The organism is Thermosipho sp. (in: thermotogales) (assembly GCF_020054775.1).
In the GTDB taxonomy this organism is placed as follows: Bacteria; Thermotogota; Thermotogae; order Thermotogales; family Fervidobacteriaceae; genus Thermosipho; species Thermosipho africanus.
Genome location: NZ_JAIHAP010000056.1, coordinates 1 through 12,146, shown reverse-complemented (window position 1 = coordinate 12,146; position 12,146 = coordinate 1). Strand labels below are relative to the sequence as shown.

The 12,146-nt window shown below is 30.8% G+C and carries 13 protein-coding genes and 1 pseudogene; 6 read left to right on the top strand and 8 right to left on the bottom strand.

Annotated elements, in window-relative coordinates; translation table 11 throughout:
• The 6 genes and pseudogenes from JG780_RS08480 to JG780_RS08455 all read left to right on the top strand — a co-directional run.
• Positions 1-172: pseudogene (locus JG780_RS08480) on the top strand (sulfide-dependent adenosine diphosphate thiazole synthase); the annotation flags it as partial.
• Positions 172-1,449, top strand: coding sequence for a phosphomethylpyrimidine synthase ThiC (gene thiC, locus JG780_RS08475; RefSeq protein WP_287570113.1), 1,278 nt, complete (start codon positions 172-174; stop codon positions 1,447-1,449). The pseudogene JG780_RS08480 and the gene thiC, both read left to right, overlap by 1 nt.
• 1 nt (position 1,450) lies before the next feature.
• Entirely contained in the window at positions 1,451-2,176 is a 726-nt protein-coding gene (locus JG780_RS08470) for an IolE/MocC family protein (protein WP_287570110.1), read from the top strand.
• Positions 2,176-3,384: a thiamine-phosphate synthase family protein gene (locus tag JG780_RS08465; protein WP_114702469.1), complete on the top strand. Its 1,209-nt coding sequence runs from the start codon at positions 2,176-2,178 to the stop codon at positions 3,382-3,384. Before JG780_RS08470 ends, JG780_RS08465 begins: the two co-directional genes overlap by 1 nt.
• A 94-nt stretch (positions 3,385-3,478) precedes the next feature.
• On the top strand, positions 3,479-4,438 hold the full coding sequence (pfkA, locus tag JG780_RS08460; RefSeq protein WP_287570108.1) for a 6-phosphofructokinase: 960 nt from the start codon (positions 3,479-3,481) through the stop codon (positions 4,436-4,438).
• Positions 4,435-5,739, top strand: a complete 1,305-nt coding sequence (locus JG780_RS08455; RefSeq protein WP_287570107.1) for an amidohydrolase — start codon at positions 4,435-4,437, stop codon at positions 5,737-5,739. Before pfkA ends, JG780_RS08455 begins: the two co-directional genes overlap by 4 nt.
• On the opposite strand, the gene hydE is transcribed toward JG780_RS08455, so the two are convergent.
• The 8 genes from hydE to JG780_RS08415 all read right to left on the bottom strand — a co-directional run.
• Positions 5,712-6,737, bottom strand: coding sequence for a [FeFe] hydrogenase H-cluster radical SAM maturase HydE (gene hydE / locus JG780_RS08450; protein WP_287570105.1), 1,026 nt, complete (start codon positions 6,735-6,737; stop codon positions 5,712-5,714). The genes JG780_RS08455 and hydE overlap by 28 nt on opposite strands.
• Positions 6,721-6,969 (bottom strand): hypothetical protein, encoded by a 249-nt coding sequence (locus JG780_RS08445; RefSeq protein ID WP_012580429.1) that lies wholly within the window; start codon positions 6,967-6,969, stop codon positions 6,721-6,723. Before JG780_RS08445 ends, hydE begins: the two co-directional genes overlap by 17 nt.
• Entirely contained in the window at positions 6,956-8,371 is a 1,416-nt protein-coding gene (gene hydG, locus JG780_RS08440) for a [FeFe] hydrogenase H-cluster radical SAM maturase HydG (RefSeq protein ID WP_114702466.1), read from the bottom strand. Before hydG ends, JG780_RS08445 begins: the two co-directional genes overlap by 14 nt.
• Positions 8,372-8,375: 4 nt before the next feature.
• A complete protein-coding gene (locus JG780_RS08435; RefSeq protein WP_287570103.1) occupies positions 8,376-8,624 on the bottom strand; it encodes a TM1266 family iron-only hydrogenase system putative regulator in 249 nt (82 codons plus the stop codon).
• A 158-nt stretch (positions 8,625-8,782) separates the two neighbouring features.
• Positions 8,783-10,534: an NADH-dependent [FeFe] hydrogenase, group A6 gene (locus JG780_RS08430; protein ID WP_012580432.1), complete on the bottom strand. Its 1,752-nt coding sequence runs from the start codon at positions 10,532-10,534 to the stop codon at positions 8,783-8,785.
• A gap of 200 nt (positions 10,535-10,734) precedes the next feature.
• On the bottom strand, positions 10,735-11,616 hold the full coding sequence (locus tag JG780_RS08425; protein WP_287570100.1) for an AEC family transporter: 882 nt from the start codon (positions 11,614-11,616) through the stop codon (positions 10,735-10,737).
• Positions 11,613-11,882: a hypothetical protein gene (locus tag JG780_RS08420; protein WP_114702463.1), complete on the bottom strand. Its 270-nt coding sequence runs from the start codon at positions 11,880-11,882 to the stop codon at positions 11,613-11,615. The genes JG780_RS08425 and JG780_RS08420 overlap by 4 nt, the downstream gene beginning before the upstream one ends.
• Positions 11,875-12,146: putative dsRNA-binding protein (locus JG780_RS08415; RefSeq protein ID WP_287570098.1), on the bottom strand; the 272-nt coding region annotated here is incomplete at its 5' end. The genes JG780_RS08415 and JG780_RS08420, both read right to left, overlap by 8 nt.

Genomic DNA, 12,146 nt, shown 5'->3' with positions numbered 1-12,146 from the left:
ATTTGTAGTTGAAAATACTAAAGAAGTTTTCCCAGGACTTTACGTAATGGGAATGGCTGCAGTTTCAGTAGGTGGTGGCCCCAGAATGGGACCAATTTTCGGCGGGATGATTAAATCAGGTTTAAAAGTTGCAAATAAAATATTAGAAAAATTATCCATAGAGGTGAAATAATGACGCTAATTGAAAAGGTTAAAAATGGTGAAAAATGTAGTGAAATAGAAAAAATTGCTGAGCATGAAAATGTTAGTGTAAATAAAATTATAGAAGGATTATTGAATGGAAAAATTGTAATTCCGCACAATAAAAATCATACGTCATTAAAAAAGTTTATGGGAATTGGTGAAGGTTTAACTGTAAAAGTAAACGCAAATATTGGAACATCATTTGGATATGATGATTTTGAATATGAAAAAGAGAAATTTAATACTGCCAAAGCTGTGGGAGCAAATAGTGTTATGTTACTTTCAACATGGGGGAATCTAGATGAGCAAAGAGAATTCATAATTAAGAATTCAGATATTCCCGTTGGAACTGTTCCAATTTATGATGCAGCTGTAATTTCTTATCAGAAAAAAAAGAATGTTGTTGATTTTAGTGAAAAAGATTTCTTAAAAATATTTGAGAAACATGCAAAACAAGGTGTGGATTTCGTGACCTTACATATAAGTATAACTAAAGATATCGTTAAAAAATTAAAAAGCTCAAAAAGAATAATGAAAATAGTTAGTAGAGGTGGATCAATTATTGCAGGATGGATAATTAAAAACAATCTAGAAAATCCGTTTTACAAATACTTTGATGAAGTACTTGATATTGCAAGAGAATACGATGTAACTTTAAGTCTTGGTGATTCATTAAGACCAGGGAACTTATTTGATTCTTTAGACAGATTACAATTAGAAGAATGGTTTATATTTGAAGAATTGGTTGAAAAGGCTAGAAAAAAGAATGTTCAAGTAATGTTAGAAGGTCCAGGTCATGTTCCACTTGATCAGATAGAAACAACAGTAAATTTAATGAAAAAATATGGAAAAAATTCACCGGTATTCTTACTTGGCCCTATAGTATTAGATATTGCTCCTGGTTATGATCATATAACTTCTGCAATAGGAGCAGCAATTGCTGCAAGAAGTGGAGCAGACTTTATTTGTTATGTGACTCCTTCAGAACATTTATCTTTGCCAAATGTTGAAGATGTAAAAAAAGGTGTTATTGCTGCAAAAATTGCTGCTATGGCTGCAGATTTTTCAAGAGGAAAGTTTATTGATGAAAATTACAGATTAGCAATTTCAAGGAAAAATTTAGATTGGCAAGGGATAAAAGAAGTATCACTTGATAAAGAAATTGTTGAAAGATATTTGAGTGCTCGCCCCTACTCAGGAAAAGGTTGTTCTATGTGTGGCCCATTTTGTGCTCTTAAAGTTGTAGAGGAGTATTTAGAAGAATAATATGCAAAGGCTGGGAGTATCTACGAGTGTTGTAAAAAGTGATTTAAGGATGATCAAATATTTAACAGAAAAATTTAAATTTTCAAATCTATTTGAAATTGGATTTATAGATCCAAAGTATATTAACAATTTAAATGTTATAAAAGGTAAATCCATAGGAGTCCATTCACCATTTATCTTTAAATTGAAAAATCATCCAAAATTAACACATTCAGATTACCATTTTACATTTTCTAAAATTTTAAGAAGTGCGTATTTTGCAAAACAAATAAAGTCAGAATATTTAATAGTCCATTATCCGGATGCGCTTCAAAATGATGATTGGAATAAAAATTTATTTCTTTTGGAAGAACTAAGCAGTATTATAAAAATAAGAATTGAAAATACTTATGGAAATAAATTTTTTTATAGTGAAAAAGACTATAAAAATTTATGTCAAGATTTAAATTTAAAACTATGTATAGATATTGGACATCTTCTTTTGGATGAGAGAATAAATCCTTTTAAATTTATTGAATTCTTGGAAGAATATATTGAAGAATTCCACATTTACTATGCAGATAAAAAGATTTATAAAATATGTCATCACAAACCTTGGAGTGAAAATAAATACTATATTGAATTACTAAAACTAATTATGAAATTAGATGCAGATATTGTTATTGAATCTACGCCACAATGCAATAAAGATTTGGATAAACTTTTAAAATTTTTGGGGGTGATTTAATGAAAAAAATGTTAATCATTTCTGGGCTTGACCCATCATCTGGGGCTGGATTGATTCAAGATATATCAGTAGCAACAGCTATGGGAGTAAGTATATATTCAACAGTAAGTGCATTTACCGTTCAGACATTAACAAAATCATTAAGTGTAAGATTTAGAGATACAAATGAGATTCTTGAAGAAATTAAATACTTTGATGATGTTGGAATTATAAAAGTTGGAATTGCAAATCCTGAGATTATAGAAAAACTTAGAGATATATATAAAGATACAATAATTGTTTGGAATCCTGTTTTACAATCATCAAACGGCTTGAAATTTTTAGATGAAAATATAGTTAAAAACTATATTAAACTTTCTGACTTTGTTGTTGTAAATAGTGAAGAGGCAGAAAAAATAGGAAAATTTGATAATATGATTATTACTGGTGGGCATTTAGAAGGCGAGTATATAAAAATAACCTATAAAGGAAAAGAATTTTACCATGAAAGATTAAATGGTAACTTTAGAGGCACAGGTTGTGTATTTACAACTCTCTTTTCGTGCTTAGTTTTAAAAGGATATCCTGCTGAAGAAGCAATAAAAGAAGCCGGGAATATAATTTTAAAAGTTTTAAAAAGATCATCACAAAGAGTTGAAGTGGAAAAGCTTTCAAGCGATTGGATAAAATATGAAACCTTGGATGAACTTAATAAAATAATGTTAGACATTATGGAAATTGGTAGATATACAATTCCAGAAGTTGGGCAAAACGTTTCATATGCAATTATGGGAGCAAAAAATGAAGAAGAAGTCGCAAAATTTCCCGGAAGAATAAGATTAGTCAATGACAAACCATATTTTATTGGAAAAGCAACTTTTGAAGGAAAATCTCATACTGCCAGAATGACGATTGAAATGATGAAGAAATTTCCCTACATGAGATGCACAACCAATGTAAGATATGAAGAAGATTATATTGAAAATGCTAAAAGATATGGTTTAAAAGTTTACGAGTTAAAACGTGAAAAGGAACCAGAAGAATTTAAAAATATAGAGGGACAATCATTAAAATGGGGAATAAATAGTATTATTGAAAATTTAGATACACCTCCAGATGTAATATACGACAAAGGATTTTGGGGTAAAGAAGCAATGATAAGAGTTTTTGCAAGAAATCCACAGGAAGTAATAAAAAAAGTAAGGCTTATTATTGGCATAAATTCGTAAAAATTGTTAATTATCCACCACTATTTATTGAAAATACCTTATTTTGTGGTATTATATTATATGTAAACTAATTTTATGAGTAAGGAGGCATTTTATGAAAAAAATTGCTGTTATGACTAGTGGTGGAGATGCCCCTGGAATGAATGCCGCCATTCGTGCTGTAGTTCGTTATGCTGTAAGAAATGACATTCAAGTTCTTGGAATTCAAAGAGGCTACGCTGGACTTTTGGATGAAGATTTTATAGAAATGGATTTTGCATCCGTTGGTGGAATAATGGAAAAAGGTGGAACGATTCTTAGAAGTAGTAGATGTCCAGAATTTGTGAGAAAAGAGACAAGACAAGAAGCTGCAAAAATCCTTGCAAAACATGGTGTAGAAGGATTAATTGTGATTGGCGGTGAGGGGAGTTTACATGGTGCAATGTTTCTTGAAGAAGAACAAAAGGTGCCAGTAGTAGGTATTCCAGGCACAATTGATAATGATATTGCAATGACTGACATGAGTATTGGTGTTGATACTTGTTTAAATACAGTTGTTGATGCAATTCAAAAGTTAAAAGACACTGCATCTTCTCACGAGAGAGCATTTATTGTTGAAGTTATGGGAAGGTCATCCGGATATATTGCAACAGTTGCTGGTCTTGTAACTGGTGCTGAGGCAATAGTAATTCCAGAAATTCCCGTAAATTATGAAGCATTAGGAAATAAAATTTTGAAAGAAAGGGAAAGAGGAAAAATTAATTGTATCGTTGTTGTAGCTGAAGGTGCTGCAAGTGCTTATACAGTTGCAAGGCATTTAGAACATAGGATTGGATATGAAACAAGAATAACAATTTTGGGGCATATTCAAAGAGGAGGTTCACCTACAGCTTTTGATAGGTTACTCGCATCAAGAATGGGAGTTGCCGCTGTGGAATTTTTAAAACGTGGAAACAGCTACATTATGACTGCACTACAAGGTGGTAAAATTGTGCCTGTTAAACTGGACGAAGTTCTTAAACAGAAAAAATCTCTAAATATGGAATTGGTTGAGTTAACTGCATTACTATCATGATAAAAATTAAAAATGCATTTGTATGGGATAATGGACGTTTTTTAAAGAATGATTTGTATGTAAAAAATGGAATATTTGTTGATGATTGTAAAAATTGTGCCCAAGAAATAGACCTGGAGGGGAAATACATCCTTCCAGGTTTTTCTGATTCCCATGCTCATGTATTAGGAGTAGGGTTAAGCAAATTAATGCTTAATTTAAATAGTAATAATTTTCAAGATGAAGTATTTTCATCTAGCGAAGAAATAATACTTGGACGTGGCTGGACTGAAATTAATGATAAATACCTTTTTGATTCAATAACAAAGCCTGTGATTTTAATTAGGGTTTGTGGACATGTTGCATATCTAAATAAATATGCTCAAAAGATACTAGGATTTAATGATTATTTTATCTATGAAAATGATTTAGAAAAAATTTGGCGATTACTTCCCGAAGAATACTATATTAAGGCTTTTAAGACTGGAGAATATGAATTTATTTCTAAAGGAATAACTAGTGTACATTCAGATGATTTACATGGAATTAGCTTTGAAACATTATTAAAACTTTTAAATGATAGTAAGCTGAGAATATATGAAAAGTTATTTACGGAGACACCTTGGAATTACGAATTCAACAAGGAATATGGTATTTCAAAGATTTTTGGGATAAAACTTTTTGCAGATGGTTCATTAGGTGGGGAAACGGCTTTTTTGTCAAGACCATATAAAAACTCAAAAAATTATGGAGCATATACTTTACCAGAAAATTTTAAATTGATTTTAGATTTTGCAGAAAAAAATAATGTACAAGTTTGTGTTCATGCAATTGGAGATGAAGCAATATCAAGACTTATAGAACTTTTTGGAAGGTACAATAACCATAGAATAATTCACGCACAGCTTATTAAAGAAAAAGATTTTGAAAAATTAAAAAATTTTAAATTTTCGGTTCAACCTCATTTTTACTTTGAAGATCAAAAAATTTTAGAAAACATCGACACATCAGGATTAATGCTCTATCCATTCAAAAGAATGTTTGATGAGGGCTATTTAATTTCATTTTCAAGTGATGGGCCTGTTTCTCCTATTGATCCTAAATATATTATTTCAAGTGCCTTAAAGTTAGGCTTTTCATTTGAAGATAGTATTAAATTATATACTGAATATTCTGGAAATATGATTAATGAAAAAATTGGGCTTTTAAAGCCCAATTATAAAGCGGATTTTATTGTATTCAAAGACAAAAATTTGGAAAAACTTGAAATGGTATTTATAAATGGAGAAAAAGTCTATGATGCTTTAACCCTAAATCCATAGCTTTTTCCAACTTCCCTATTTAAACTTTTTATCATTGCTCTTGTACATTCAATACAACTTGTATCTGCTTCAAATAAGCATATCTTATTTGGATATAATGTATAATTTGGTCTATATGGATTTGGAGTTAAGTTTGGCATAATTACATTAGCCCCATATTTTAATGCTAATTGTCTTCCAAAAGGATGCAAGCTTCCCATCGCAGTAGTTGCCGGAATATTTGCTGTTGGGATTAAAATTCGTGCAAGAGCTATGATTTTTAACGTTGTCTTTAGATCACCGCCTTTTTCGTCTTTCAATGGTGTATCTGGATTTGGTATAAAAGGACCAATTCCTATCATATCTGAATCTAGATCTCTTAAAAAAATAAGATCTTTTGCAAGTTCAATGGGGCCCTGCCCGGGAAGTCCAACCATACATCCTGCACCTACTTCGTAACCTAATTCTTTTAATTTAAACAAGTGTCTTTTTCTATTTTCAAAAGTATCACTTGGATGGAGTTTATTGTATAACGCTTCATCTGCAGTTTCGTGTCTCATTAAGTATCTATCTGCTCCTGCTTCTTTCCATGCCTTATATTCATCAAACTCTCTTTCACCGATACTTAAAGTTATTGCAACATCTAACTTTTTTATTTCTTTTATTAAATTAGACATAATTTCCTTTGTATAATATGTATCCTCACCGGATTGCAATACAACGGTTTTTATACCTCTTTCAGCAATTAATTTTGCCCTTTCAATTATTTCATCAATTTTCATTCTATATCTTTTAATATTTTTATTTGGAGCCCTCAGACCGCAATATAAACAATCCATACGGCAATAATTTGAAAATTCAATAATTGCCCTGACATGAACTTCATTTCCAACATATTTTTCTCTAATTTCATTTGCATAATTTAATATCTCTTCATCATATTTCTCATTTTCAATTATATGCGCAAGTTCTTCAATGGTAAGAGAGTCTTTTCTTAATTTCTTAATTATTTCGTGCACAATCAACCACCTCTTGAATAAGCTTTTTAAATTCTTCATCACTTCTTTTTAAATTCTCGACAAAAATTATAAATTTATCATCTTCATATACCACCATTGGTGGTAAATAATATTCATTCCCTGCTTTTTCTATAAAAGATATTCTACGGCCTATTTTTTTGTTGATCCAAATTTTGCAATTATACTTTCTTGCAATTTTTTCTAAGATGCTCTTTAAATTACAATCTGACATCTCGGTCCCCCTTGTTTATTCTTTCTAAACCATCTAAAACAATCTTTTTCTGCTTTTCATCTATTTTTTTAATTTCTTTCTCCAAAACTTTTTTTCCTTCCTTATAAGTCTTTTCTGACGCGTAATCATTTAAGTACTCATTCAATGTAAAAAGAGCGTTGGGGGTACAAAATCTTTTGACAAATCCGGGAATTGCAAATTCCATAAAGTGTTCTCCTGTTCTTCCTGCTCTATAACAAGCAGTACAGAAAGAAGGTATATACTCTTCTTTTAGAAGTTCGTAAATCACCTCATCAAGTGTTCGTGTATCTCCTAAGATAAACTGACTCTTTCTTATCACCTCTGGATCAGTTTCAGAATATGAACCAACACCTATGCTAGATCCTGCATCAATTTGAGATACACCAAGTTTTAAAACTTCCCTTCTGAGATCTGCCGGTTCTCTTGCTGTTAAAATTAAACCAGTATATGGAACAGCAAGTCTTAGAACGGCAACTAATTTTTTAAAATCTTCATCACTAACTTGATAAGGAGGTCTTTCGGCTATAGGTGTTCCAACTGCTGGCTCTATTCTTGGGAATGAAATTGTGTGTGGTCCTACTCCAAAGCGTTCTTCAAGATGTAAGGTGTGATATATTAATCCCATTACTTCAAATTTCCAATCATATAGTCCAAATAAAGCACCTATTCCAACATCATCTATTCCAGCAAGCATTGCCCTGTCAAGCCCATACAATCTCCATGCAAAATTGGATTTTGGGCCGCGAGGGTGGAGCTTTTTGTATGTTGGATAGTGATAGGTTTCTTGAAAGATCTGGTATGTACCTATTCCCACCTCTTTTATGATTTTATATCCTTCAACAGTTTGAGGAGCAGCATTAACATTTACTCTTCTAATTTCGCCGTTACCATGTTTGGTATTATAAATAATATCAATTGTTTTAGCTATAAATTCAGGGGAATATTTTGGATGTTCTCCATATACTACAATTAAGCGTTTGTGGCCTTTTGAAACTAGTGCTTTTACTTCTTCTTTCAATTTTTCAAAGGAAAGTGTTTTCCTTACAACCTCTTTATTTGATATTCTAAAACCACAATATTCACAATCATTGATACAATCATTTCCAATGTATAGTGGTGCAAACAAAACTATTCTGTTACCATATACTTTTTCCTTTAAAGTTCTTGCTGCCTCAAATATTTCCTCCCATTGCTTTTCATCTTTTGCATTCAAAAGAGTAGCAACTTCATCTGGATCAAGTCTTTGTTTATTGAGAGATTTTTGTAATATATTGCGTATTTTTTCACTATCTGGATTAAGATTTGAGGATAGATTTTCTTTTATCTTTTTTTCATCGATAAAAGTTTTTTGTGTATCTTTTTCTTTAATAAACACATACATACTTTCACCCCTTTGTAATTGGAATACTTTTTACTTTCACATTTTTTATTTGTCCTAATTTTCCAGTAAAACTTCCCAATATGTCGTTTGTAGCTTTAAAGAGGACAAAGATTACTGCCATATTTTCGCTTTCTATTGGATACCCAACTCTAAGTTTAATATACCTTGAAAAATCATGTAAAATTTGATTCACGTTTTCATATGCATCATCTCTATTTGTAACAATAATGTCTACTGTATAAAACCTTTCCATATAAAAATCCCCTTTCCTTTTTATTTTCCAAGGAAAGGGGAAAATTAATGCATTATTAGCATTTTCTAGCTTTTTCCCCTTTCCTTGGTGTCAGGATAAACTTCCCTCAACCTCAGAAAGGAATATTTTATTTAATTTTTAAAAGCTTTTAAAGGACCTTATTCTGTAACTACTTTATTTTTAACTGATCTATCTGTATAGTAAGTGTGTAGTAATTCGTGAGCAATATGGCTATTTGGTTTTTCAAGAAATTCTTCATAAAGCTTTTGAATATCTGGATTTTCATGTGATCTTCTAAGTGTACTAAGTTCGTCAATTGAGTAGATTGCCGAAGCACGCTTTTTGAGAATATCTGGATCTAGGCTCTTTGGTTGTCCACCACCACCTATACATCCACCAGGACATGCCATTATTTCAATAAAGTCATAATATCTTACTCCGTCTCTTATATCGTCTAGAAGTTTTTTTACGTTTGCAGTTCCATGTGCAATTGCAACTTTTAATTTTTTACCTTCTATATCAATTTCAGCTTCTCTAATACCATCTAATCCTCTTACTGCATTGAATTCAAGTTTTGGTAATTTTTTGTTTGTAATAATTTCATATGCTGTTCTAAGAGCAGCTTCCATAACCCCACCAGTAACACCAAAAATTGCACCGGCACCAGTAGAAGTTCCAAGTGGATTATCAAAGTCTTCATCATCGAGCCCAATAAAATTGATTTGTTTCATCTTTATAAGTTTTGCAAGTTCTCTTGTTGTAATAACATAATCTGTTGTTTTAATTTCTCTTCCATCTTCTAATTTTATCTTTTGTTGTGGCCTTGTAATTTCATCTTTCTTTGCAGTACATGGCATAATAGATACCATAATTATATCTTCTGGATCTACCCCAATCTTTTTAGCAAAGTATGTTTTAACAATAGAACTCATCATTTGTTGAGGAGATTTCGCACTTGAAGCATTGTTGATAAATTCAGGATATTCTTTTTCTAATAGGTTAATCCAACCTGGACAACAACTTGTAAACATTGGAAATGGCCCACCATCTTTTATTCTCCCAATAAGTTCTGTGCCTTCTTCCATAATTGTCAAGTCAGCAGCAAAGTTTGTATCAAAAACATAATCAAATCCTAATTTTCGAATTGCAGCAACCATCTTACCCGTACTTACTGAACCTGGTTCCATACCAAATTCTTCACCTATTGCAACTCTTACTGAAGGAGCTGTTTGGGCGACTAAAATTTTGTTATCTTTTTTATCTAATATTTTGAGTACTTTTCTCCAATCGGGAGTTTCATAAATTGCGCCAACTGGACAAAGGTATGCACATTGTCCGCATGAAATACAGTTAGTTTCATAAACAGGCATATCAAATGCAGTTTGAGGAATGGTTTTATAACCTCTTTCGATCATGGAGTAGATATTCATTCCTTGAATTTCACTACAAACTCTTACACATCTTTGGCATTTTATACATCTAGAAAGATCTCTTTGAATTGAAGGACTGCTATCATCAAATACATCTGGAAGGTCCGAGACTTTAAATACAGGTCTAATATTATATTTTTGAACAAGCCTTTTTAGTTCACATCTTTGATCCGCTTCACAATACATACAATCGTTTGGGTGATTTGCCATTATAAGTGATAAATTAAACTTTACAGCATTTTCTACTCTTTCAGAATTCGTATTTATTTTAATTCCGTCATATACTTTGGTTGTACATGCAGGTTGAAGTGTTCTAGCACCCTCGATTTCTACGACACAAACTCTACAAGCTCCTATTGGTTCTAGCTCTGGATGATGACACAAAGTTGGGATTTCCATACCAAGTTTCTGAGCTGCCTCTAATACGGTCAAATTATCTGGAACTTCATACTCCTTTCCATTCAAAAAAATTTTTGCCATCATATCCCTCCTTAGATCTGTATTAACGATTTTTTTCACATTCTATCCCCATAAACGAGCTATCATATCCTTTATGTTTTTTCTTTCTCAAGTAAATTATATCACAAAGTATTACCATTTGAAAAGTATCAAACTTGTGAATTTTTGTGATAAATTTATTTTTTTGAAATTAATTAAACAAAATTAGAAATAAAAGAATATTATAAAATTCTTTCTAAAACAATAATCCAAACAGGAATAGTAAATGCAGAAAGAAGAGTTGTAATGGCAACAGTAAGACTTATTTTAGAAGCATCACCAGTAATTGCATCAATTAATATAACACTGTTAATAGCTGTGGGCATAGCGCTTTCTAATACGAACACTCTTGCAAATTCATTATCCATTTTTGAAAAAAAAACGAAAATTAAGGCAAAAACTGGATATAAAATTAGTCTAATTATAGTTGAAAATATAACTGTATAAAAATTTACACTTTTAATCTTAATTTTCGATAGTGAAAGACCAGTAAATATTAAAAGAAATGGAATTGCAGAATTTTTAAGCATATTTATTGTTTCAAGGAAGGGGACAGGAAGTTGTTTATAGCTAATACCAAAAATAGACAAAAGATAAGCAAAAGTTATCACATAAAGGTATGGTAACTTAAGTATGTTTTTGAAATTAATTTTTTCTCCAATAAAAGAGGGTAAAACAATTGAGGCAACAAGCATATTAATTACAGAATAAATAACGCCATATGACATAGCTTGTTCTCCCCAAATAGAATACAAAATGGGATACCCAAGGTATCCCGTGTTAATGTATATACTATTTGTCAAAATTAAAAATCTATCCTTTTTAAATGCAAATGATAAAATATAAAACAAGATAAATAGGAATAGTATTCCTAATCCGTAAGATTTAAGATATGATAATTTCGGAGGATAATCATTTATAAATGTAAATGACAAAACACTTGCCATTATCCATAAAGAAATTTTAGATATAATCTTTATATCGTAAGGAAAAATTCTACCAAAAATATACCCCACTATTATAATCAAAAATGGTGGTAAAATTGTTAAAAATGCATTGATCATTCTTTGTTTGAGCTCCAAATTGTATCATTTTTGTATTTTATTTCTTTAATTTCTTCTGGAAATACTATATTTCTTTCCTTAATTAGTTCTAATAACAAATCTTTTGGTAGTGATGTTTCAACCCAAAGTTCTTCGATTGTGACTTTCTCATATCCTTTGTTTGCAAAGTTCTGCAAAACTTTTGATAAAGCCTTTTCATATCTTTCCCAATTCATTTCATAATTATTTTCACTAAAATTAGATTTTTTTATATCCTTTTCACTCATGAAATTCCTCCTCCTTTAATTTTTCATAAGCAATTTTTGCTGCCAATTTTTCTGACTCTTTTTTTGAAAAGCCCTCAGCTTTTGAATAAATTTTACCATCTATATAAAGTGTTGTTATAAATTTATTTTTTTGTGATACAGTATCATATACTGGTAATTGTTTAAAACGGTCTTGGGTAATTTCTTGGAGTTTTGTTTTATAATCAAAAATTCTCTTTCCACTAAGAAAAATTTCTATATACCTTTTAAAAGTATCATGGAATA